The following is a 23,998-nucleotide window of genomic DNA, read 5'->3' on the forward strand; positions in this document are numbered from 1 at the left end:
GTCAATGAAGAACCTTGCGCGCGTTGCCATCGTCTTTCTGGCCACTCTTAGCCTCGCCTTTTCGAGTGTGTTAGTCAGCTTCAGTGAAAAAGCAGAAGCTATTCCCCCGTCAGGTTCTTTTTCACGGGGACTGACGAAAGAAGTTCGTTTAGAGGATGATCCGTATGGCGCCCCTAAGTGCTACAACGTGAGAAATAGTGCAACGCAACGACTTTTCAAATTCTGGAAAGATTCTTCCAGTAATGAAATCGCTGTATTAAAAGTGTCTTACTCTTCGCCGGTCGGCTCTCGTCTGGATAAATCTGCCGTTTCTGTCCGCTATTCTTACGCTAGCTATTTTGCTGGACGTCACTTTGATGTAGAGGTGAGCGGCAATGACGTATATCTTAAATTCCGTCAGCCACTGGTGTATAACGTCAGTGGTCAACTGCAGATAGATATGCCGGGTTTGGCGAGTAGTGTCTGCCCGCAGGTGTCGGCATGGTCAGGTGTCGATGTGCCGTCGAATCCAGGTAAAGTCTGTCGATCCAGGTTTTACCCGGAAGATCCTTCTTCCGTGAATTCTACTCAGACCGGACGTCGGCCCGCTCGAGACCTTTCTCCCCAAGAAACGTCGGAAGGCAGCCGCTCTTACGTCATTACGTCGGAACCGAAAAACAGGTTTCGTTACAAGTCGCAGCTTTGGTATCAGCCTGCGGGCGGTGGAGACTACATTCGAATTGGCGCTGAAACCGGGTGGGTCTACAACGCGCTTGCCTATAACCCTCAAGACAATTGGCTCTATGCAATTTCTCAAACCAGAAACGGAACTGGAACCGAAAATGAAGATCCGTGTTTCCCGTCTTCTCATCTGTTGCAGATCAATCCGTTAACTGGCGAGGTATTTGACCTTGGATTTGTTGCATCAAGGCAAAATCGCCGTAGCTCTGCTTTCGAAGATAAGGACCGCTATGGCGGCGTTAACGCGGGGGTCATTCTAGCCGACGGTACGTATGTGGTCTCGAATTCGTCGATATCAGGTACGAGAAACCTCTACAAGGTGGCGATTCCCTCGGTCACGAGTGTCGGTACCACGGCAGAAAGAACCAACATTAAATCGTATTCTGAGGACTATGCTGTCACTGCTCAAGCGGACGGTTTTATCTGGGGTATCCGATCTGCTGCCTCTCGTTATCCCAACCAGCTTGAGCGGATCAACATTCGCACTGGGCGAGTGGACAGTATTGGTATTAGCTCTCTCACCACCGAATCGGGAGAAGCGTTCCCACGTGGCAAAAATTGGGGCAAATCGTGGACATATGGAAATGGAAATCTTGGTTTTGGAACCGGGTCTGATGGAGCTAACACAACCTCCATTCAACTCCAGGTGAAAAACCCGACTGCGCCCTTGTCCCTATCGAATATCAAGCTCATTGCGGTAAACAACAATGCTCCGGCGTCTTTTAACACTGATGGTGCCTCATACCTCGGCAGCCCTGTGACTCCTGATCTTAAGGTGGAAAAGACGTTCAACGGCATTACGAATCGCAAGGCTAACTGGAAGATTAGAGTGACCAACGAGGGTAAGGGCGGGTCATCTGGCTTTACCTTAAATGACAATTTACCCAATGGTTATACGGTAGCTGATATCAAACGCGATATTACGGTGGCAGATACAACTCGTGGTGGTATCCCCAGGGTAGTTGATTATAACGTTTCGAAAAATCACGGTAACCAAGGTAATGACCAAATTCAGGTACTCGTTGGGTCTGTTCCGGAAGGGCGAGAAGTAACGATCTCAGTTATGGCAACTCTTCCAACAAGGGCAATTGAGCAATGTGTGGCAAATACGGTCACGATCACGCCTAATGAGTCGGATCCGGTAGTGAATAACAATGTATCCACGGCTGATTGCGGACTTGAGTTTGAAAAGAAAGCTATCGATATCAGGGGTACGGAAGAAGGTATTGAAGTCGAAGATGGTCAAGTGATGAAGGGCCTTGGAGGCGAAGACTACCGCACGGTTCGCTTTGACTTGATTGTGAAGAATCCAGGGGTAGCCGAACTTCCTTATACGCTGGTGGATCATCCAGGATTTACGCGTGATGTCGCTCCAAAGTTTGTGGTGCTCAAAGAAAAGAACGCGCCGGGTGACGGGGCTGCTCAAGTCGGGAACGCTGCCCAGTTTGCGTATCCTGGCACAATTCCAGTTTCGAGCATCGTGAACCGATATATTCGCAAGCACAATCCGGTACCGGGGCGCCCGGATCAAATCACGATTGCACCGGGGGCTAAGCATTACTTTGAGCTTGAATACTACTATGTGATGAACCCTAAATCGAAGAATGCTGAGACTAAGGTATGGGATCATCTCCAGTGTGTCGGTAAAAAAGGGTCGGGGCGGCCTGGAGAAGGTCTCTATAACAAAGCCGATCTCAGGGATGTCAGGAATCAAAAGAACATCTTTGATGATGATTGTGTGCCGATTGAGCAACCGAAGAACGCCAAGGTCGTGCTCAAGAAAGTTGACGCATCAAACACCGAGTTAGAGCTTAATGGTGCCCAGTTCACGATTCGCTCTGTATCGTCAACGGATCGAGATTCGTTTGGCGAAGTGATTCAACCGGCGGACGGCACGTATGACCTTTCTGAAGGGACATACGTCTTATCCGAGATAAAAGCGCCTGCTGGATACTCGCTTCTTCCTGGCCCCGTTTATGTGGACATTTCTCGTTCAGATCATGATTTCGCAATACGACTTGGAGAAAGATACACGACGCCGGGAGGAAAGCAGGAAATAGCGTGGACTAACGTTGGGCAACCATTGCCATTAGTGTCAGTCGAAAAAACTCAGAGAGAAAGTCAGACGGTATTCACAATCCAGATCGCTGACGTGTTGACTGGGGAGCTGCCAGTCACCGGCGGCACGGGTATTTTCCCTCTGATGGCTACCGCAGCTCTGATTGCTCTAGCTTCCCTTGGGGCTACCCGCAGGAGATGGGCAGGTCAACGTTAATCATTTGATGTTTCGCATCGGGATATTGATCAAGATTTATCGTGGTGTTTTGCAACCTGTGGTAGTACCCACCCTGCAACGCTCAGCACCGGCGTCGTTGGTGGGGTACCGTTAGAACACCGGCTAACGCTACGTGTGCCGCCGGTTCATTTGGTAAAAATTCGTCCCTCGCGGGCGCAAAGAAAGAAGTTTGGAGCGTATGTTGATCGTCATCGGCGGCATGATCGGCGCAGGTAAGACCACGGTTGCTGAACTGTTGGGAAAGAAGTACGACTCCATTGTTTTGCATGAAAATGTGGAGAACAATCGGATTTTGCCCTTGTTCTACACGGCTTCGAAAGAAGAGCAGGAGCGTAAGCGCTACTCGTTTCTTCTCCAACTTGAGTTCCTGAATTCGCGTTTCACCGACGTCAAGCGTGCAATGCTCGCCGGGAAGAACACTGTCCTTGACCGCTCGATCTACGAGGATTGGTACTTCGCAAAGGTCAACACAGAACTCGGACGCATTTCGCCCGAAGAGTTTCATATTTATGAGGGTCTGCTCAACAATATGATGGAGGAGATCCAGGATTTTCCAAAGAAATCGCCGGATCTGTTCATCTATCTGTACGCCGATTTCGACACGATCATAGATCGCATCCATTCGCGCGGGCGCGATTTCGAACAGGATGACGAGCTCACTTCCTACTATCGCAAGCTGTGGGAAGGATATGACGAGTGGGTGGACAACGAATACATCGCCTCCCCAGTCTTGAAGATCAACGTGGCTGAGCACGAGGTTGGCCTTGTGCCTGAGCAACAGCAGTACTTGTTTGACCAAGTTGAACACGAATTGACGCGCCTTGGCGTGAAGTGAGCATATCAATAATCGGGGGCAGAGGTTCGTCCGTGAACCTCTGCCCCCGATTTTTATGCGCTATTTTGCAAGTTCAGCGATCAGCCAGCCGAGTTCGGGTTCGAATGCCGGCCCATACCAGTGATTGTCGAGCGACTGCGTGCGTTTGATACATCTCAATGTGAAATCAGCAGCGATTCGGGCGGAGTCGTCAACGCGATGGCCGTTCATGAGCGCGCCGACGAAAGTAGACGAGTAAACGTCGCCGGTGCCGTGGCTACCGCGCTCAAGTCGCTCATGTTCGTAGTAGGAGTACTCGCCGTTCTCGAATACCACCACGCCAGTGGTATGCGGCGAATAGGAAATGCCCGTGAGAATCACAGTTTTTGCACCGCTCTGCGTGAGCGTGTCCAAGAGTGAATCAACAAATGCCCGGTCGTAGTCTTCACGGTATTCCCTACCGGTAATGAGGCAGGCTTCGGTGATATTCGGCAGGATAATGTCGGCTGAGAACGCGAGGGAGGCCATCGCGTGCGCAAACTCGTCATCGAATCCCGGATAAAGTTTTCCGTCGTCGGCCATCGCGGGATCGACGATGAGCGGCGCGCCCTCGCGAAGAAGCGTGTGCGCGATTGATTTCACGTAATCGATTTGTCGTGACGAGCCGAGATAGCCGGTGTAGAGCGCCGCGAAGTCGATCCCTTCTTTTGCCCAGTGGGCTTCAATTGCTGGCATATCGTCAGTCAGATCGCGGAACGTGTACCCTGTGAATCCTCCGGTGTGGGTGGAGAGTACAGCTGAGGGCAAGATTGAGGTTTCTTGCCCGCAGGCTGAAAGAATCGGTAGGGCCACAGTGAGTGAGCACTGGCCCACTCCTGAAATGTCCTGGATGGAAAGAATGCGGTTGTATGCCATCGCTAAAACTCCTTCATCTAGCTTTCGCATAATGTTACGCCCTTCGCTTCATCGTTGAAGTTCGGAACACTGAAAAAACAGATATTTGCCATGAGAAACATGCTTTGTTACCCTGTAATCGAAAATAAAAACATGCCGTTATTATCCGGTAATAAAATCGCTGCCTGCGGTGAATCTACCGCCAGCGGCTACTGAGCAGGGAGGAGGGGCTATGGCTGTACGAGATGTTCTGCTGTGGTTACTCGCAGAGCAGCCACAGCCGGTGTATCAGTTACGCGATGAATTTGAATCGCGCACGGATCATATCTGGCCCATGAATGTGGGGCAGGTGTATCAGACCGTTCGTCGCCTTGAGCGCGATGGACTCGTGGAATCGGTGGGCGATATCGAAGGGAAAAGCGGAGAAACATATGCGATCACTCCAGCTGGAACCCAGGTACTCAATGACTGGCTTGCAGCACCGATTCTGACTCCACGTGATGAGCGAGACAACCTGGTGATGCGTATCGCCGTCGGCGCAGGCGCTGCACGTAACCTCACCGCCGATATTCATACTCAGCGCACGGCGTTGCTCGCTGAAATCCGTGAAATGACCAAAGAGCTCAGCACAATTCCTGATGATAACCTCACCGCCCAGCTCCTGGCTCAGCGCCGAATCTTCGATCTTGAAGCGCAAGGCCGCTGGCTCGACCATATTGAACGAATCATCGAGCGTCACTCGCGCACGCGTTCACAGCGCCACCAAACGGCGGAAGGCGACAACCCTCGCACCGACGGCGTCGTTGGTGATGTGCCACAAACAAGTCAAGTACCCACCAAGGCAAACATCGAAAGGCAATGATTATGAGTAACGTCATCACGGTAGAGAACGTGACGAAGATTCATCGCTCGGGCAGTGACGAAGTGCGTGCCCTTGACGATGTGAGCACAGGAATTTTACAGGGTGAGTTCGTGGCGGTGATGGGGCCAAGCGGTTCTGGAAAATCCACCTTCTTGAATCTCATCGGTGGTCTCGACACCCCAACAACGGGGAAGATCTACGTGGACGGACAAGAAATCACGAGCATTTCCCTCACCGAGCGGGCCAAGATGCGCCGCCAAAAGATTGGCTACGTCTTCCAAGATTTCAACCTCATCTCTACGCTGACCCTTGCTGAGAACGTGGCGTTACCGATGGAACTGGACGGTCACAAGTCCAGCGAGGTGCGGCCTTTGGCTATCGCGACACTGAAGGAACTCGGCATCGACGAACTTGCTGACCGCTTCCCCTCGCAGGTGTCGCGTGGTCAGGCGCAGCGTGCTGCTATCGCTCGCGGTTTGATTGGTGAGGGGCGTGTCCTTCTTGCCGACGAGCCGACCGGCGCACTCGATTCCAACCTTGCTGAAGACATCATGCGGGTTTTGCGTTCGCGCGTTGACGCCGGCGCCACCGTTGTGTTGGTGACCCACGAGCCGCGTTTTGCTGGATGGGCCGACCGCGTTATCTATATTCGCGACGGCAAGATTGAAGATGGTGAGAATCGATGATCGCAGTCAAACTTGCCTGGCGTGATCTTTTCGCGCATAAGGTATCAACAATCCTGGCGATGATTCTTATCGCCATCACGACGGCGGCTGCGGGCGTGGCTGCCACCGGGGCAGCGGCAGGTGGTAATGCGCGCACATATCTGATAGCCAACGGTTTGCAAGCGGACGGGATGTCTTACGGAACCCGCCAGATTATCCAGAGCGGCGACGGAAATTTCGTCTCAACGTCGAGTACGGCAGTTACTGATCAGCGACCATATGAAGATTCACTGGGGGAGATCTTTGCTCCGAATACGGTGACGATCCAGGTAGATGAAAACATCCATGGAACATTCGCGAAGCAAGGGATGGATCCGAAACGGGGCGTGGCGTTCCCAGGAAAACTGGTGAGTGCCACCGAGTCGAATCTCACGCAAGGACGTGAGCCTCACCGCGGCGAAGTTGCCCTTTCGAAAAGTACCGCAGCTGCCCTTGGTGTCACAGTGGGAGACAAAATCCAGTATGTGAACTGGTCCGATGATCCGGAAAAAGTGTTCACATATACGGTGACGGGAATCCTCTCTCATGGAACTGCTATCGGAGATGAATCACTGAATGCGGCTCGGGTGCGTCCCGGAAGCCAAGCGACGGTGAGGTTCACCGTCAAAGGCGATGCTCCGGTGACCTGGAATCAGGTTCAGGCGGCGAACAAACGTGGAGTGCAAGTGACATCGTTGCACGTCCTTGATAATCCTCCCGCGCAATCAGAGCTGTATCCGGGTGCAGATAACCACGAGTCTCAGGCGTTGGCAGAGAGCGGAGACGGTCCGAAGCCCGCCGTGATTCTTCTTTGGGGACTTGGTGTGCTGGAAATGCTCCTCATTGTCACGCCGGCGTTTGCTATCTCCGCCAAGCGTAACGAACGCTCTCTTGCTCAACTCGCTGCGGTGGGGGCATCGTCACGAACTCTAGCAGGGATCATGCTCTTGGAAGGCCTGTTTGTTGGAGCGCTCGGAGCTTTCGTCTCGATCCCCACGTATGCGCTTTTCTTCTGGTGGGTTGAGATCAGAATCGAAAACTACCTCATCTTGGGTCTTATTGCTCTCGGAGCCATTCTTCTGGGTGTCATTGCTGCCCTCGTCCCGGCACTGATCGCGGCAAGAACAGACGTGGTGAGCGTGTTAGCGAACCGATCAGCGCCACGCCACATTTCTACCCGACTGGGTGTGGTGCCGTTTATTTTCGGGATCACTTTGATGATTGCTTCTGCTGCAACCTTCCGAACCGATCAAGATCCGGCTATCATGCTTGCACTCGTGATCCTCGGAATGCTGACGCTCGCGGCTGCTGCTCCTGTTTTTGTGCGTGCCGTGGGCTGGATCTTCCGTTGGAATTGTGCGGCGAAAATCGCCGCGCGTGACCTTGTACGTAACAAGTACCGAACGTCGTCGGCAGTGGCAGCGATTATGGCAGGCGTCATCGGTGCGACGATGGCGGGTGCCTATGCTGCAACGGCGGCAGATCTGGAGCGAACCAAACAGTACCCTGGTCTTGACTACGGTGACGTTGTGTATGAGCTTAACTATCGATCAGTGGGAGGCAATGACGATGAAGTGCTCAAGCTCGCTGTGGAACATGCTCATTCTGTTCGAAAGGTCGAAAGCTCTGACATTCTGTATAGCGCATTTTTCCCTGGGAAAGTGCTTCTTGACCAGGTTGATGTGAATAGTGAGGGCGGCCAACGTCCAGCTTCTTATTGGGAAGCGGGTGCCTACGTCAGGGACCAAATACTGGTGGTTGATCCCGGTGAAGTTGGCCGATTGAATCTCATCCCCGAAAAGAACAGGCCTGAGGCTAAGCTTGCGCTTGAACGTGGCGACGTGGTGTCACTCATCGATGAATCTCAACCGCTGACCTTCTTCAGGGACGACGAACAAGGCCCCGATCAAGCGGTTGGTACACTGGCGCAAAAAGGTGTCTCTGAAGCACACCTGATGGAACGAAATGGTGTCTACATTGCGTTGATGACGCCCCAAACAGTGAAAAAGCTTGGAGGTGAAGTCCGTCCGGTCGCCGTTCGTGTCACGTTTGAACGGCCAGTGATGTTGTGGGATAACTGGCTCTCATTGCGGCAAGGGCTTGAGAGCAGCGATGGGATGGTAAATCTGGCGGCCGTTGCGGCGCCCGCGATGGATAACTTCCTCGGTACTCTGATTGTCTGTGCAGTTGCGGGTGGAGCGGCAGTGTTCGTCGCCGTCATTCTTGTGGCGATGAGCGCACGCGCAGCACGCCAAGATATGGACACAGTGGAAGCATTGGGAGGAAGCCCTGGTTTCCGCAGAGCGTTCTCCTTCTGGCACGGCACGATCTTGGCGCTCGCGGCCGTGATCCCAGGGGTGCTCGTTGGAGAATATGGAATTTGGCTGGCGCGAACCCGACTTGAGATAACCTCCGTCACGTACCAGCCTCTCGCAGTCATCCTCGTGGCACTGGTGATCGTCGTCCCAATCGCAATAGTGGGAGCGTTGTTCCCACCGCGGCGATCGGTCTTGACGCGCCGCGCGGACTAAGCGAAAAGCGACGCACGCGAAGCGATAAAGCAAGTAGCGGCGAGGTGGAAACACCCCGCCGCTACTTTGTCGATACTGATCAGTGTTGGAATTCTGATGCGCGATCCTTTGCGCTACGCATGAGAATCTCTAAACGATCCTGAGTGATGCGGCTGATTTCAGCTAGTGCCATCATGTTTTCGACCTCAGCCCAGTTCCCCAGGCGACGGCGCGCCACAGCGAGGATGCCGGTCATCGAATCGTCGGTGCGCAAGTAAGCGACGTACGGCATGTCGAACTTCTCGCGGTAATCGTGGCAGAGCTTCTTGAGCTCGGCGAGCTGTGCCTCATTTGCTGACCCCAGCGCGAGAGAGCCAATATCTCCCGTGCGAGTCTCCGGATTTGTCAGGAGGTCGTGCATATCGGGGTAGTCGGCCACGAGGCGTCCACGAGCGTCGCCGTTGACATGCATAATTGCCAGCTGCACACTCTGGGCGAGTTCGTCAATTGAGTTGAACGGGCGTGATTCCCATGCCTTTTCGAGTGGCCACACCTGGGAGTTGAAGAGCGGACGGAAGGTGGTCACGAAAGTTTCGCGATCCATCTCGTTGACGTCCTCAAGCGACACTTTGGCCACGACGTCGCCCTCTCCGCCTCCGCGTCCGACGTGGAAGAAGAGTAAATTCAAGGCGATTGCAGCGATTGCGCCGATTGACATACCGGAAGAGAAAAACACCTGTGCCCACTGCGGAAACACCTGTGCGATCTCAGGACGGAAGGTGACCAGCATGGCCAGGCCAAGTGCGGTGGTAACGATTGCGGCGATGCGTGGATCGGTCAGATCGGACTTGGCAATCGTTTGCACACCCACCCACGCCACATTGGCGAAGAGTGCCAGCGAAGCACCGCCGAGCACGGGGGACGGGATCGCAGCGACAACCGCTCCGACCTTGGGCAGCAGGCCGACGATGATCATCAGGACGCCAGCGCCCGCAGCCACCCAACGCGATTTGATGCCGGTGAGGCGAACCAGGCCAACATTTTGAGCGAACATTGTGTACGGGAAGGAATTGAGCACGCCGCCGAGAGTGGTGGAGGCGCCGTCGGCGCGAATAGCAGCCGCTACTTCAGCGGAGGTGATGCGTTTGCCGACGATCTCGCCGGTGGCGAAGACGTCGCCGGTGGTTTCGACCATCGTGATCAGCATAACGATGAGCATCGACACGATGGCGGTGAAGGAGAATGTTGGCCAACCGAAGTAGAACGGGGTAGTGATTCCCAGGGCGGGAGCAGTGGCAACGGCGTCGAGCTTCGCGGGGGAGATATGGCCGGCGATCAGTGCCACGACAGTGCCGCCGACAAGACCGATGAGGACTGAAATCGTGCCGAAGAAGCCACGAATGAAGCGCTGAACCAGCAAGATCGCAGCGAGCGTGCCGAAGCCGTAAGCGAGGTCACGAACCGAAGGAACGCCGTCGGCGTAGTTCACAAAGTCGTTAGCGGAGACCGCCAAGAGCGAGGTGCCCATCACGAGCAGGACGGTACCGGTGACGTGGAAAGGGAAAAAGCGCAGCAGACGGGCGAAGAAAGGTGCTGCGAAGAAAGTGAACAGGCCAGCAACGATGATTGATCCGTAGATCACCGGCAAGCTAGCGATGCCGCCGGCACCGCCGGTAGCAGCCAGGCCGATTGCGATAATCGGCGCGACGGCGGTGGTGGTCACGCCCTGAATAATTGGCAGGCGCACACCTACTTTGCGGCCCACACCGATTGACTGGATCAACGTTGCCAGACCACATGTGAACAGGTCAGCGTTGATGAGGTGAATCGTGGTGGCAGTGTCGAGGTTGAGCGAGGAGGCGATCAGCAGTGGCACGATCACAGCGCCAGCATAGAAGGCCAGGAGGTGTTGAAGGGATAAGAGCACGAGCTTCGGAGCGGCCGGAACGGCGTCCACTGGGTGTTGTTTCATCACCTTGAGTATTTTAGGAGCTGCCGACGCCGCTGTGTGTACATTTCCGAATAACGGACAAATCGTGTCCATATTATGGGATTTTGTCGGTGTTGCGTGGTGAACGAGCATGAGAGGAGGCGTATCTCGGAGTGTGTTGGGCCTTCCAAAAGCCAGGATGAATCACGATGGACACCCGCGGGTGAGAGATACTAGGACGCACGGATAATGTGAAAACTCCCAGGGAGGGCATATGGATTCGATGGCCGACGCCACTACGCTTGATCGCCTGATTGCTGACGTCGCTGATGAGCTGTGCCCGGATGCGCCTGTGCGAGTGGTCAGCGCCGACCCGTCCGGCGCACTCAGCGCCTGGGCGCATATGCGTGGCCCTGCCGTCGTCGCGGCGAATGACTACTGCGAATATACCCGCGCGCTCGCGGCTGGTCATCGTGCGCTGGTGGGCAGTGCGCTGGTGGGCAGTGAGCTGACAGATATGGCGAATGTCCTGTGCGTCGGGCACCTGCCCAAATCTCTTGCGGGTATCCGTCATCTGGCCCGCCAACTTGCCCTCGCCGGCGTCGAAACGCTTGTGCTTGGTGCGAATACCAAGCACATGAGCCGTTCAATGAATGATGAACTCGCTCGCTCCTATCATGAAGTTCGCGCCTCACGAGGGCGAGGAAAATTTCGTTGTCTGATTGCGAGTTCGCCAATTTCGGGCCTCTCGCCGCTCCCGCCATCCACTGGCGGGCCAAGTGGACGCTTGCGTGCGGTGGGTGGGGTGTTTGGTGGCGCCTCTGACGACGCCGGTGGGCGCCTCCTCGCTCGCGCCTTTTTGTCCCAGCGGATCCCCAGTGGCCGAATGATCGATCTTGGCTGCGGAAACGGTTCGGTTTCCCGTCGCATTCTCGATGCCGCGGGGAGCGAGGCAGTGACGCTCATCGCGACCGATGTGGATGCCGACGCCGTTGCCTCTGCCTCATTGACTCTGGCAGATCATATTGCCGACGGGCGTGCGCAGGTGACCTGGGATGACGCTGGCGGGCAGTGTCAATCCGGGAGCGCAGACGTGGTTCTTCTCAACCCGCCATTCCACGATGGTGCAGCGATTGATACGCACCTCGTCGAGCACCTGCTCGATTCTGCCCGGCGGCTTCTTGCGCCAGGCGGAGAACTCTACCTCGTGTATAACTCGCATCTTCGTTATCGTCCGCTTGTCGAGCGACGCTTTGCCAACGTGACTCAGTGTGATCGGGATCGCCGATTCACAGTACTGTGTGCCTGTTAAAGCGTGTGCGCTGATGGCGAATTTTTCGTTTCATCTTGTACTCATCGCCTCTTGCCCACTAGCATCAACGCGTGAGAATTTTTGTGACCTCCTGCTGCTGTGCGTGTTCCTAACACGTACAGTCTTGTTGCGCACAAAAGTTAACCGATAATCAACGAGGCTGGTCACGGCCTCGTTTTTGTTTCCAGAAATGAAACCTCGGTCAGACCGCCTTGCGAAGAACATAAGGAAATCATGAAACTCAAACTCGCTTCGCTTGCCATTGCCACTCTGACCGTGCTCGCAGCGTGCGCGACGACGTCGGCCCCCTCAACCTCCAGTGCAGGAGCCGCAAGCGCCACCACAATCCAGCTCGGGACGACGGACAAAGTCTCAAGCTTGGATCCCGCAGGTTCGTGGGATAACGGTTCAGCGAACGTCGAAAACCAGATTTACCCCTATCTTGTGGGGATCGTTGCAGGGGCCACCTCCAATGCACCGAAGCCGCTACTGGGAGACATGGCAAAATTCACTTCGCCAACTGAGTACACGGTAAAACTCAAAGACGGCCTGACCTTCGCAAATGGACACAAACTGACATCGTCGGACGTGAAATTCTCCTTTGATCGCCAGCTCGCAATCGCTGATCCACATGGCCCTTCGTCGATGCTGACGTCATTGAAGGAAGTCAAAACTCCTGATCCAAACACAGTGGTGTTCGTGCTCAAGACCCCGGATCAGACCTTCCCACAGGTTCTGACTACCGTGGCGGCGCTGATCGTGGACGAAGAAGTTTTCCCCAAGGATAAAATCCTCTCCGATAGCGAGATCATCAAAGCCCGCCCATTCGGCGGCCAGTATGAAATCGCCAGCTACCAGCCAGGATCGTTGATTAATTTTGTTCCGAACAAAGCCTACGCAGGGAACCTCGAACCGGTGAAGAACGACGGCGTTGTGATGCGCATCTACGCCGATGCGTCGAACCTGCGTCTGGACCTCGATAATGGCACTCTCGACGTCGCCTACCGTCAGCTCGCTGCCACAGATGTTGAGGCACTGTCGAAGAACGACAAACTCAAGGTGGAAAAGGGTGCTGGCGGCGAAATGCGCTACATCACCTTCAATATGGACACCATGCCTTTCGGCGCGAAAACCCCTGAAGCTGACCCGGCCAAGGCTAAGGCTGTCCGCGCTGCGATGGCAGATCTCGTTGATCGAGACGCCCTCGCTCGCGACGTGTACAAGGGCACCTACACTCCGCTCTTCTCCTACCTTCCCAAGGGCTTCGATGGTTCGAAAGATACCCTCAAGGCATCCTATGGCTCGGGCACAGGACAACCCGACGTCAAGCGCGCGGCCAAGCGCCTTGCCGACGCCGGCGTGAAGACGCCCGTCACCATCGCTCTTGAATACAACCCCGATCATTACGGAAAGAATTCGGGAGATGAATATGCGGCGATCAAGACTCAGCTAGAAAAGTCAGGCTTGTTCACCATCAACCTCGCCTCCACTGAATGGCTTCAGTATTCCAAGGAGCGCCTCGCTGACGCCTACCCGGTCTACCAGCTCGGGTGGTTCCCCGACTACGTTGACCCGGATAACTACCTCGCGCCATTCTTCTCAGCAGACACGTACGTCAACAATCACTATGCGAATGCCGAAGTGATCAAGAAGGTTGATGCACAGCGAACTGAGGCGGATCCGATCAAGCGCGCGGCGATTATTGATCAGATTCAACATGCAGTCACTGCAGACCTGCCCACATTGCCCCTGCTGCAGGGGCAACAGGTTGTGGTGATGAAGAAGAACGTCACCGGTTTTGAGCTTGGCACGGGCTACAAGCTCTACTACGCGCCAGTATCGAAGTAACAACAGTGCCGACGTCGGTGCGTGTCTCGCGCATCGGCGTCGGCTCACACACAGAGGGGAGTTGTCGTGGTGAGTGAGGTTGAGACTACCGACGTCGCAAGCGGCGCCGCAGACACAGTGACACACAGCAGACGCCGTGAGAAAAAATCTGGCGGTTCGTTCTGGACCTACGTATTGTTGCGTTTTTTGCTGATTTTCCCCACGATCTTCATCCTGCTGACAGTGGTGTTTTTCCTGATGCGATCCACAGGTGATCCCATCACCGCAGCGCTTGGCGGACGGCTACCCGCTGACCAACTCGCCGAGCGTGTCCACGCCGCTGGCTATGATCGTCCCCTGATCGTTCAATACGGTGACTACCTTGCGGGTGTCTTTACTGGTGATTTCGGGACGACGTTTACGGATAACAGGCCGGTCACCGAAATTCTGTCCACATACGGGATGGCCACCTTTGAGCTTGTTGCCTATGCAATCGTTGTGGCACTTGTGATTGGCGTGCCATTGGGAATGATCGCCGCCCGTTTCCGTGACCGTTGGCCGGATGCTGTGCTGCGAATTTTTGCCATTCTGTCATATGCGACGCCAGTGTTTTTTGTGGGGCTCATGCTCAAGTTGATCTTTTCCGTCCACGGTGGTTGGCTTCCGGCGTCGGGGCGCGCATCGAATGCTGGCGAGCTGACGATGGCTTCGATCCAGAACCCCACGGGGCTGTATTTGCTCGACGCATTGCGTCTAGGTGACACCGCTCTTGCTGGTGATGTCCTGATACATGCGATACTTCCGGCGATTGCTCTTGGCTTGCTCATGGCCGGCGTGTTTTTGCGCCTGATCCGCACGAACCTCATCGGAACTCTTGAACAGCCATACATCGAATCTGCGCGCTCGCGCGGAGTGAGCGAGGCCCGTCTTGTCACAGCTCACGGACTACGGCCTGCGCTGATCCCCGTGATCACCGTGATGGGAATGCAAATCGCGACGTCGCTGGGCGGGGCTGTGCTGACCGAAACGACGTTCGAGTGGAAAGGCCTTGGCTTTAAGCTTGCCGAATACATGGCGTCGCGCGATTATGTGGCGGTTCAAGGCATCGTCATGCTCGTGGCAGTGATCGTTGCGTTGATGAACTTCATTGTCGATATTATTGCCGCCCTTATCGATCCGAGAGTGAGGTACTGAAAATGGCTGCAACTGAATCTCTCACCCGTGCGCATGGCTCATGGGTAGATCGTCTGCCGTTGGTGAGAAGTGTTCGCCGATCATACGGTATCCAACGTGGAATGTTGGTATCTGGTCTGATTGTGACCGCTCTGATGTGCCTTGTGGCGATCCTTGCGCCAGTGATCGCACCCTACTCACTTGCGCAACAAGGCGACGGGCACGGTGCATTTGGTTCGCTGCGCCCTCCGTCGGCTCGTAACTGGCTGGGAACCACTGTGTCGGGTTTCGATGTGTTCTCCCGTGTGATTTGGGGTTCTCAAACTGCACTGGGTGTGATCGTTCTCGCGGTGGCTGCCTCATGCGTCATTGGTGTTGTGCTGGGACTGGTCTCGGGCTACCTGGGGGGATGGTTCGACCGCGTGGCTGTGGTCATCGCTGACGCTGTGTATGCGTTCCCCTCGTTGCTCCTGGCGATTGCCTTATCGATCGTCATTTCTGGTGGTCAGTCTAGTGCAATCGGTGGAACCGTGGCCGCTGCCGGTTCGATCGCAGTGGTCTTTATTCCACAGTATTTCCGGGTGATTCGCGCCGAAGCGGTGCGATTGAAATCAGAACCCTTCGTTCAAAGCGCCAAAGTGCTCGGCGTTTCTGCGCCCACGATCATGTTCCGACACGTTTTGCGCAACGCCACTCGCACTCTGCCCCTGATTGTCACGCTCAACTGCTCCGAAGCGATTTTGACTCTTGCGGGTTTGGGCTTCATCGGTTTTGGAATTGAGCCCACAGCCGCTGCCGAATGGGGGTATGACCTCAACCGCTCACTGGCTGATGTCACTTCTGGCATCTGGTGGACTTCTCTTTTTCCCGGTGTCGCAATTGTGTTGGCGGTTTTGGGGATCACGCTGGTGGGTGAATCTCTCAACGACCTCGCTGACCCGCGTCTGCGCACCCGGCGGGCGGCGCGTGCGCCGGCCGCACGCGCTGACGGTGTTGCCTCGACGTCGGTGGATGAATCGCGTCTGAACGTCACTGACCTCTCGGTGACGTTCCCTACCGACGACGGTGATGTGCAGGCAGCTCGCAACGTGTCACTCTCTATCGCTCCAGGGGAGATCCTTGCTCTTGTGGGAGAGTCCGGTTCTGGAAAATCAGTGACCTCGCGTGCCATTCTGTCCCTCTTACCGTCAGGGGCTGTGGCCTCAGGCACAATCGTCATCGACGGTGACAACGTGGTGGGATTACGCGGGGAAAAGCTGCGCCAGTTGCGCGGAGGAAAAGCAGCAATGGTGTTCCAAGAACCCTCGGTGTCACTGAACCCGGTCTTCCCGATCTGGTGGCAGATGGGGGAGGGACTGCGCGCACATAACCGCACAATCTCGCGCAAAGAGATCAAAAAGAGTGCCATTCGTGCCCTTGAAACAGTGGGAATCGACGACGCCGAACAGGCGATTTTCTCCTATCCTCACGAATTTTCGGGCGGACAGAAACAACGCATTATGATCGCGATGGCATTGGCGATGGGTGCCAAGCTTATTATTGCCGATGAACCAACGACAGCTCTCGACGTGACGGTTCAAGGCGAAATCCTCGATCTTCTTCGTGACATTCGCGACCGCTACAACACTTCGATCCTCCTCATCACGCACAACATGGGCGTGGTTGCTGATCTGGCTGACTCTGTGGCGGTGATGAGGAACGGCGAGATCATCGAGCGTGCCAGTGCTGGTGAACTTTTCGCGCACCCCGAACAGCCCTATACTCGCGATCTCCTCGCCGCTGTGCCGCGTTTGGGCCAACCTGTTACCCAGGCGAATGTTCTGCCTGCGTCTTGTGATCACGGTGAGCAGCAGGCGATTGTCGCTGCCCAGGGGCTTGAGGTGACTTATCCTGGCAGACTCGGAGCGCCAGCTTTTCAGGCTGTGCGGGGAGTCGATTTTTCGATTGCACCATCAGAAGTGTTCGGTTTGGTGGGCGAATCTGGGTCAGGAAAATCCACCATTGGACGCGCCATCGCAGGTCTCGAAGAGGTCACAGGTGGATCGTTGCGCGTTTTTGGTACGCAGATGCGTGGGGTGAAGGAACGCGACTTGCGTCCACTGCGCAAAGATATTGGTTTTGTTTTCCAAGATCCGTCCCTCTCTCTCAATCCGCAACTGACCATTGGGGACGCCATCGGTGAACCAATGGCAGTGCATCGAGCAGACATGAGCGAAGCGGAGCGTCACCGTCGGGTCAACGAACTTCTTGAAGCTGTCCGTTTACCTTCGTCGTTTGCCACGCGCTTCCCGCATGAACTTTCTGGTGGTCAACGTCAGCGTGTGTCCTTTGCTCGCGCCCTCGCACTCGAACCGCAACTGGTGATTGCCGACGAGCCGACATCTGCTCTTGATGTGTCTGTCCAGGCAACGGTTCTTGAACTTTTCACGCAGTTGCAACGCGAATACGGCTTTGCGTGTGTGTTTATTACACATGACCTCGCTGTGGTGGATATGGTTGCTGACCGCATTGGTGTTCTGCGCCGAGGGCAGATGGTGGAAAGCGGATCGAGCGCACAGATACTGCACGATCCACGTCACCCCTACACGCGCAAGCTCATCGCATCCTTGCCGGTGCCTGACCCTGTTGAACAAGCCAAACGACGGCAAATGCGCACGCAGAGCCGCTCATCACGCTAACAAGGGCATGTGGGTGTGTGAGGCGCACTCGTCGTCTCCTAGATCCAGGATGGCAACCACATGTGTGCTTGCCAGAACCACTGAGGAATCGGAGTTCCGAGCCACAGCGGCAACCAGAAGATTGAGGCGATGACGATCACTGCAACGAAAATTCCACTAAAGATTTTCGATGCACGGTTAGGGAACCCGGTTGTGACACGCTCCGACGAAGGCAACATATCGGTCATCCATGCCAGTCCATACACCAGTGCCAACACAACGAATGGAACGAAAGCCACAGCGTAGAACTGGAAGATTGTGCGATCAGTGTAATTGAGCCACGGCGCCCAAAGCGCCAGGTAGCCTGCGAGAATCGCCCATGCGCGCCAATCTCTACGGATCACCGCCATCGCGATCACGACGAACAGAGCTGCCAGGGCAGCCCACCACATCAGTGGATTTCCGATTGAGGTGATCGCGCTGACGCATTCATCTGACCAACACGATCCCTTGGGCATGACCTCTGTTCCCTTCCAGTAGAAACTCACTGGCCTCCACTGAAACAGCCATTGCCATGCCTGCGACTGATAGTCGTGAGGTGTGGCAAGACTGGTGTGGAATGCATACGACTCAAGATGCCAGTGCAACCATGAATTAACGACGTCGGGGGCCCAGCTCAACGGCATGGCGATTTGTTCGTCTGGTGGGAGGGTGGCATTCGCGGCGATCTGATCGGTAGCCCACTGACGATCCCAGCCATGGGGATTGATAAACCACGGTGTGAAAGCAACGATGTACGTCACGATTGCAGGAGGAACGAGTTGGACGAAGGCAGGAATGCCCTCACGGAACGTCCCAGCTCCAAACCACAGACGCGCTCCAACAGCCTTCCGCGCAGTGATTCCCCACGCGAAAATCACTAGGCCGAATACCGCAATCACATACAGGCCAGACCATTTCACCGACGTCGATAAGCCAAGGAAAAGTGCTGCGAGCAGTATCCACGGGCGGAAGAATAAGGACGGGCCCCACGGGTCGTGGGGACTGAGAGTTTCAAAATCAGGGGTGGGAGATTCCTCAGGAATAGAGGGTGTAGCGAGGGGAGGTTCGTCTTCGTGAATATGATGCATTCCGACGCGAGAAAGCATCATATCAGCAAGAGACTTGCTGTTCGTTGCCGGGTGTTGTTCTGAAGGTATGGGGCGAGGATCGGCGTCTATTGCGGCATGTACCTGCAAAGTTCCATGTGCGACGCGATGTGCGAGCCGCGCACGTGACCACTCACGATCGCGCAGAATCGCCCAGAATGCGATCAACACAAACAGCGAAATCATGTTGTCGAGCAAGCCTGCCCGCGACATCGTAATCGCGAGCCCATCTAGTGCCACAAAAATTCCAGCGATTGCCGCCAGAGGCAGAGAACGGAACAGTCGCAAGGTGATTCGCACGAGCAAGGCGGCAACGATTACGCCGCATATCGCCGTCGTGAAACGCCATCCGTATCCGGTTGTGTCTCCGGCGATTCTCATGCCTTCGCCAATCAGCCACTTGCCAAATGGCGGATGCACCCAGCGGTCAGGAGTGTTGGTGACAAGATCACCGAGTGGAGAGCCACTTTGAACAGCGGAAATGAAGCGCTCATTGACATCTTTCGCATCGGACCATGCACGCTCGTAGCCCCAATGGAGCATCGAGTACCCACCTTTGACGTAATAGGTTTCGTCAAAAATGATCTCGTTCGGGAAATCGAGGCGAACGAAACGAACTACCGCTGCAATCAGCGTGATCACCGCCGTCGTGATCCAACCATAAAGGCGTACTTGGGCGGTCAGCACTGTGCCAAGAGGGTCAAGCCCAAGCTTGGCCCGCAGGAAATTTTCAAAACGCCATGCATCGTCAGTCCCAAGCGTGAGCGTTTGTACCGTGGAGTTCTCTTTTGTGGTCACAGACCACATACTAGCGGGAGTGTGTGGCATTTTTTCTGTGCATTGCCATATCCCTGCCCAGCCACCGGCGTCGTGACAAAACCGTCGGTAGACTAGCGCCATGGTCGAAATGAGCGAAGAAGAATTCGAAGAACTCGTTGCTGATGCGCTAGATGAAATTCCCCAGGCATTCATCGAACGGCTCACCAATGTCGTCTTCCTCATCGAGGACGAACCTGATGGCGACGATCCTGACCTGCTCGGTGTCTATGACGGTTTCGCACAAACTGACGGCGATTTTGATTTCGCTGAACCGAACAGAATCATTATTTTCCGCGGACCGACCTTGCGCATGTGCGCCAGTAAAGAAGAGGTTGCGGCAGAAGTCAGGATCACAGTATTTCACGAGGTTGCGCACTACTTCGGCATTGAGGATGACGAACTCGGTGAACTTGGCTGGGCATAACGCCTCAGAGTGGAGTTGACGCGTAGAATCTGATCCATGATTGTTCTTGCCGCAACACCCCTGGGAAATGACGGCGATGCGTCGGTGCGCTTGCGTCGCGAACTTGAAGGTGCCTCGTTGATCGCTGCCGAGGACACACGCCGACTGCGTGCTCTTGCGTCGCGGCTTGGGATAGAAATTTCGGCGCCCGTGATCGCCTACCACGATCACAACGAGGCGGAGAAAGCACCCGGTCTTATTGCGCAGGCGAAGGCGGGTGCGCGTATCGTCATGGTATCTGATGCGGGGATGCCGTCGGTGTCCGACCCTGGGTATCGTCTGGTATCTCAGGCGGCCGACGCCGGCGTCCCCGTCACCGTTGTTCCTGGCCCGTCAGCCGTACTGACGGCTTTGGCGATCTCTGGTTTGGCTTCAGATCGTTTTACATTCGAGGGATTTTTACCTCGAAAGGCTACTCAACTTGTTCAGGTGCTTGAGGCGCTTGCGGATGAGGAACGAACGATGGTGTTTTTTGAATCACCGCGCCGACTTGCGGCCTCCCTTGCTGCCGCTGCGGAGGTGTTTGGTGACGATCGCCGAGCTGTGGTGTGCCGCGAGCTGACGAAGATCCATGAAGAAGTCGTCCGAGGCACTTTGGGAGAACTCAACAAGTGGGCCAAGAGAGAGATCCTGGGCGAAATTGCACTTGTGATTGAGGGTGCTCCTGCTGCAGCGTTTTCCAACGCTGCAGTGGATGAAGTTGTGGAACTCACTCGCCTTGGCCTGCGAATGAAAGATGCAGCCGGCCATGTGGCCGCCCGCGAAGGGCTCCGAAAAAAGGAACTCTACGAGGCGGCACTGGACAGAAAGTGATCGCTAGCGATCAGCGAAGATCGGAGAAATCGAAGTCGGAGTCGTCGGCTTCGTCGGAGAAATCGATATCCTCATCGATCCCCAGGTCATCTAAATCGAAGTTGTCCAGGTCGTATCCGCTCAAATCTTCGGCGTCGGTTTCGAGTGCGATATTTGACAGCTCTTCGTCTTCACCGTCCGAGGTAAGCTCCGTTCCGTCTTCTTCGTCGTAGCCGTCCTCCTCAAATGCGTCGCGGCCAATTGCGCGTCCGCGCAGCTCGGAGCGGTCGAAATCTGCTGCACCCCATTCGTCTCCTTCAAGATCGTCGGGGATACCGTCGTTATTGAGGTCATCGGCGTCGGCATCATACTCGTCACGACTGAAGGGGACGTCGAGTCGGCCACCGACAAAGGGGCTTTCGTCGGCGGCTTTTGTGTGAGAGTCACCAAAGCCGTCGTCCATGTATTCATCTGACCAGGGAAGTTCTGATTCGTCCTCTTCGTAGAATCCGAATGCTTCTCCAGAGGGAATCTGCTCAACGCCCGCTTCATCCATGATTTCGCGTGCCGATACGCCAAGCTCAGCACTGACAGGAACCGTGAGATCGGAGAAGACTCGTGTGGGCCACCCCAAGCGCAAGGCGTCGAGAGCGGTTTCCTTCACGCAGTGAGACTCAGCGATGCCAACGACATCGACAGCCTGAATATCGGCTGCACGCAAAATCTGCTCAAGTGAGCGGCCTTCTTTATCGTTACCTTCGAAACCTGAATACACCGCATCGTATTCGCCTTTCTTGACCGAGGCGTCAATGGGGAGTGATGCGATGGCTTCGTGAAGCTCGGCTTCAGCACTTCCGGCGATTCCGTGGGGAGGCCAGGTATCAACAAAATCAGGAGTTGATGAAAAATGCTCACCCGGATCAATGTGCCAATCTTGGGTGGTGACAATCAATTCATATTCGTCGGCGTATTCGGTCACGAAATCTGCAATACGTTCAGCCACGGCGTCACCGCCTTCGACGGCGAGCGCTCCACCTTCGGTGAACGTTGGTTGAACGTCAACAATGAGGAGTGCGCGGGTCGGATTTTCCACAATATACCTGCCTTCGTGTTGTCTGAAGCGGCGTCGGCGCCTGACTTACCTACCTACTGACAGTCTAAACTTTCGTGCGTATTGTTGACAGTATTACGCCAATAGCGCGACGGTTGTGAGCTGGTTTTCGCAGGAACTCGCGCGATGCGCGCCCGGGTTCTAAACTTGAGATATGTCAAAAATCCTTTCTGCAGTTGCATGGCCCTATGCCAACGGCCCGCGTCACATCGGACACGTGGCAGGTTTTGGTGTTCCTTCGGATGTTTTTTCACGCTACATGCGAATGCGTGGTCACGATGTCCTGATGGTGTCGGGCACTGATGAGCACGGCACGCCAATTCTCGTCGCAGCTGATAAAGAAGGTGTGAGCCCCCAAGAGCTCGCTGACAAGAACAACCGCATCATCGTTGAAGACCTTGTAAACCTTGGTCTTTCGTACGATCTATTCACCCGAACCACCACTGTTAATCACGAGCAGGTGGTTCAAGATTTGTTCCGTGGCTGCCGCGATAACGGATACATGGTGGTTCACAAGACCCCTGTCGCAATTGACCCGCAAACGGGCAACACTCTTCCTGATCGCTACATTGAGGGCACATGCCCCATTTGTGGTGCTGCTGGCGCTCGCGGCGATCAGTGCGATACCTGTGGCAATCAGCTTGATCCTCAGGATCTGATCAACCCGGTCTCGAAAGTGTCGGGCCTGCCCCCGCAGTTCAAGACCACTGAACACTACTTCCTCGACCTGCCCAAGCTCGCTGGGGCGCTCGGCGAATGGCTGGACGCAGTGGAAGAAGACGGCACGTGGCGTCCAAATGTTATCTCCTTCTCGAAGCACCTCCTTGAAGACGTGCGTCCGCGTGCGATGAGCCGAGATATTTCTTGGGGAATTCCGGTTCCTGGTTGGGAAGATAAGCCGAACAAACGTCTGTACGTGTGGTTCGATGCCGTCGTCGGCTACTTGTCTGCCTCGATTGAATGGGCACGCCGCCGTGCTAAGGCAGGTAAGGGGACTGCAGACGACTGGCGCGAGTGGTGGACTAACCCGGAAGCGCTGTCCTACTACTTCATGGGCAAAGACAACATCGTCTTCCACTCCCAGATTTGGCCAGCGGAGCTGCTTGCATATAACGGCGAGGGCTGTGAGGGGGGAGAGCCGGGAGCGTTCGGCCGTTTGAATCTGCCCACTCAAGTTGTGGCTTCGGAGTTCCTGACGATGGAGGGCAAGAAGTTCTCATCGTCAAAGAATGTTGTCATTTACGTGCGTGATCTTCTCTCGCGTTATCAGGCCGATGCCTTGCGTTACTTCATTTCGATTGCTGGGCCGGAAACGTCCGATTCCGATTTCACCTGGAGCGAGTTTGTCCGTCGCAATAATTCCGAGCTTGTGGCTGGCTGGGGTAATCTCGTCAACCGCACGGGTGCGATGATCGCGAAGAAATTCGGTGAAATTCCTGCTGCTGGCACCCGCGAGGATATCGATAACGAACTTCTCAAGCACATCCGTGAGGGCTTTGAGACCGTTGGAGACCTCATCGGTTCGCATCAGCAGCGCGCGGCGCTCGCCGAAATCATGCGCCTTGTGGGCGAGGCGAACGCTTATGTGGCACGCACTGAGCCGTTCAAGCTCAAGGCCCCTGAAGAGCAGCCACGTTTGGCAACCGTTTTGAATACCTTGATTCAGGCGGTGTCTGATCTGAACACGATGATGAGTGTCTTCTTGCCGCATTCCTCGAACGTGATTGACGCTATCCTCGGTGGCGATGGAACGATTGCGCCGATGCCGCAGCTGGTTGAGACTGAAGACATCGACAACGGTCACCCGTTCCCGATCATCACCGGTGATTATACGAACGTTCGTGCATGGGAGCCTCGTGATGTGGTTCCCGGCACTCCGATCTCCAAGCCGATCCCGGCATTCCAGAAGCTCGATGAGTCGGTTGTGGGCGAAGAGCTCGCACGACTGGGTTTAGTCGAGGAGTAA

Annotated in this window: 15 protein-coding genes and 1 pseudogene; 12 read left to right on the forward strand and 4 right to left on the reverse strand. The window is 55.3% G+C overall.

The features are described 5' to 3' along the window. The first annotated feature begins 4 nt into the window (after positions 1-4). On the forward strand, positions 5-2,995 hold the full coding sequence (locus P7079_RS01235) for a DUF6923 family protein (RefSeq protein ID WP_278013028.1): 2,991 nt from the start codon (positions 5-7) through the stop codon (positions 2,993-2,995). Positions 2,996-3,194: 199 nt separating this feature from the next. Next, on the forward strand, positions 3,195-3,851 hold the full coding sequence (locus P7079_RS01240) for a deoxynucleoside kinase (RefSeq protein ID WP_278013029.1): 657 nt from the start codon (positions 3,195-3,197) through the stop codon (positions 3,849-3,851). Positions 3,852-3,911: 60 nt separating this feature from the next. Here the strand turns inward: P7079_RS01240 and P7079_RS01245 are convergent, their stop codons facing one another. Beyond that, complete coding sequence (locus P7079_RS01245) at positions 3,912-4,745, reverse strand: pyridoxamine kinase (RefSeq protein ID WP_278013030.1); 834 nt, start codon at positions 4,743-4,745, stop codon at positions 3,912-3,914. A 211-nt stretch (positions 4,746-4,956) separates the two neighbouring features. Here P7079_RS01245 and P7079_RS01250 point away from each other — a divergent pair, with 211 nt between their 5' ends. The 3 genes from P7079_RS01250 to P7079_RS01260 are packed head-to-tail and all read left to right on the forward strand — an operon-like array spanning position 4,957 to position 8,821. Beyond that, a complete protein-coding gene (locus P7079_RS01250) occupies positions 4,957-5,586 on the forward strand; it encodes a PadR family transcriptional regulator (protein ID WP_278013031.1) in 630 nt (209 codons plus the stop codon). A 2-nt stretch (positions 5,587-5,588) separates the two neighbouring features. Continuing rightward, positions 5,589-6,272, forward strand: a complete 684-nt coding sequence (locus tag P7079_RS01255) for an ABC transporter ATP-binding protein (protein WP_278013032.1) — start codon at positions 5,589-5,591, stop codon at positions 6,270-6,272. Further along, positions 6,269-8,821 carry an ABC transporter permease family protein gene (locus P7079_RS01260; protein ID WP_278013033.1) on the forward strand — a complete coding sequence of 851 codons (2,553 nt, stop codon included), beginning with the start codon at positions 6,269-6,271 and terminating at the stop codon, positions 8,819-8,821. Before P7079_RS01255 ends, P7079_RS01260 begins: the two co-directional genes overlap by 4 nt. Positions 8,822-8,900: 79 nt before the next feature. On the opposite strand, the gene P7079_RS01265 is transcribed toward P7079_RS01260, so the two are convergent. Beyond that, positions 8,901-10,772 carry a solute carrier family 23 protein gene (locus P7079_RS01265; RefSeq protein ID WP_278013577.1) on the reverse strand — a complete coding sequence of 624 codons (1,872 nt, stop codon included), beginning with the start codon at positions 10,770-10,772 and terminating at the stop codon, positions 8,901-8,903. Between the two features lie 232 nt (positions 10,773-11,004). On the opposite strand from P7079_RS01265, the gene P7079_RS01270 reads away from it, so the two are divergent. From P7079_RS01270 to P7079_RS01285, 4 genes are all read left to right on the forward strand, one after another. Next, positions 11,005-12,042 (forward strand): class I SAM-dependent methyltransferase, encoded by a 1,038-nt coding sequence (locus tag P7079_RS01270; RefSeq protein ID WP_278013034.1) that lies wholly within the window; start codon positions 11,005-11,007, stop codon positions 12,040-12,042. A 234-nt stretch (positions 12,043-12,276) separates the two neighbouring features. Beyond that, positions 12,277-13,890, forward strand: coding sequence for an ABC transporter substrate-binding protein (locus tag P7079_RS01275; protein WP_278013035.1), 1,614 nt, complete (start codon positions 12,277-12,279; stop codon positions 13,888-13,890). Between the two features lie 69 nt (positions 13,891-13,959). Then, positions 13,960-15,063, forward strand: a complete 1,104-nt coding sequence (locus P7079_RS01280) for an ABC transporter permease (RefSeq protein WP_278013036.1) — start codon at positions 13,960-13,962, stop codon at positions 15,061-15,063. A gap of 2 nt (positions 15,064-15,065) precedes the next feature. Next, entirely contained in the window at positions 15,066-17,720 is a 2,655-nt protein-coding gene (locus P7079_RS01285; RefSeq protein ID WP_278013037.1) for an ABC transporter ATP-binding protein/permease, read from the forward strand. A 38-nt stretch (positions 17,721-17,758) separates the two neighbouring features. Here the strand turns inward: P7079_RS01285 and P7079_RS01290 are convergent, their stop codons facing one another. Next, positions 17,759-19,645 (reverse strand): dolichyl-phosphate-mannose--protein mannosyltransferase, encoded by a 1,887-nt coding sequence (locus P7079_RS01290; RefSeq protein ID WP_278013038.1) that lies wholly within the window; start codon positions 19,643-19,645, stop codon positions 17,759-17,761. A 100-nt stretch (positions 19,646-19,745) separates the two neighbouring features. Between P7079_RS01290 and P7079_RS01295 the strand changes: the two genes are divergently transcribed. Continuing rightward, the gene (locus P7079_RS01295; protein WP_278013039.1) at positions 19,746-20,090 is read left to right on the forward strand and encodes a metallopeptidase family protein; all 345 of its coding nucleotides are present in this window, start codon (positions 19,746-19,748) and stop codon (positions 20,088-20,090) included. A gap of 36 nt (positions 20,091-20,126) precedes the next feature. After that, a complete protein-coding gene (rsmI, locus tag P7079_RS01300) occupies positions 20,127-20,942 on the forward strand; it encodes a 16S rRNA (cytidine(1402)-2'-O)-methyltransferase (RefSeq protein WP_278013040.1) in 816 nt (271 codons plus the stop codon). Between the two features lie 490 nt (positions 20,943-21,432). Here the strand turns inward: rsmI and P7079_RS08455 are convergent. Next, positions 21,433-22,014 (reverse strand): annotated as a pseudogene (locus P7079_RS08455) (isochorismatase family protein); the annotation flags it as partial. Between the two features lie 172 nt (positions 22,015-22,186). Between P7079_RS08455 and metG the strand changes: the two are divergent. After that, positions 22,187-23,998: a methionine--tRNA ligase gene (gene metG, locus P7079_RS01310; protein WP_278013042.1), complete on the forward strand. Its 1,812-nt coding sequence runs from the start codon at positions 22,187-22,189 to the stop codon at positions 23,996-23,998.

Source organism: Arcanobacterium canis, from assembly GCF_029625435.1.
Lineage (GTDB): Bacteria > Actinomycetota > Actinomycetes > Actinomycetales > Actinomycetaceae > Arcanobacterium > Arcanobacterium canis.

Bases quoted from the DNA above. Each gene is read 5' to 3' on its own strand.
- P7079_RS01235 (WP_278013028.1), top strand. From the start codon at position 5: ATGAAGAACCTTGCGCGCGTTGCCATCGTCTTTCTGGCCACTCTTAGC.
- P7079_RS01240 (WP_278013029.1), top strand. From the start codon at position 3,195: ATGTTGATCGTCATCGGCGGCATGATCGGCGCAGGTAAGACCACGGTT.
- P7079_RS01285 (WP_278013037.1), top strand. From the start codon at position 15,066: ATGGCTGCAACTGAATCTCTCACCCGTGCGCATGGCTCATGGGTAGAT.
- rsmI (WP_278013040.1), top strand. From the start codon at position 20,127: ATGATTGTTCTTGCCGCAACACCCCTGGGAAATGACGGCGATGCGTCG.
- P7079_RS01250 (WP_278013031.1), top strand. From the start codon at position 4,957: ATGGCTGTACGAGATGTTCTGCTGTGGTTACTCGCAGAGCAGCCACAG.
- P7079_RS01265 (WP_278013577.1), bottom strand. From the start codon at position 10,772: ATGAAACAACACCCAGTGGACGCCGTTCCGGCCGCTCCGAAGCTCGTG.
- P7079_RS01275 (WP_278013035.1), top strand. From the start codon at position 12,277: ATGAAACTCAAACTCGCTTCGCTTGCCATTGCCACTCTGACCGTGCTC.
- P7079_RS01295 (WP_278013039.1), top strand. From the start codon at position 19,746: ATGGTCGAAATGAGCGAAGAAGAATTCGAAGAACTCGTTGCTGATGCG.
- P7079_RS01245 (WP_278013030.1), bottom strand. From the start codon at position 4,745: ATGGCATACAACCGCATTCTTTCCATCCAGGACATTTCAGGAGTGGGC.
- P7079_RS01270 (WP_278013034.1), top strand. From the start codon at position 11,005: ATGGATTCGATGGCCGACGCCACTACGCTTGATCGCCTGATTGCTGAC.
- metG (WP_278013042.1), top strand. From the start codon at position 22,187: ATGTCAAAAATCCTTTCTGCAGTTGCATGGCCCTATGCCAACGGCCCG.
- P7079_RS01255 (WP_278013032.1), top strand. From the start codon at position 5,589: ATGAGTAACGTCATCACGGTAGAGAACGTGACGAAGATTCATCGCTCG.
- P7079_RS01260 (WP_278013033.1), top strand. From the start codon at position 6,269: ATGATCGCAGTCAAACTTGCCTGGCGTGATCTTTTCGCGCATAAGGTA.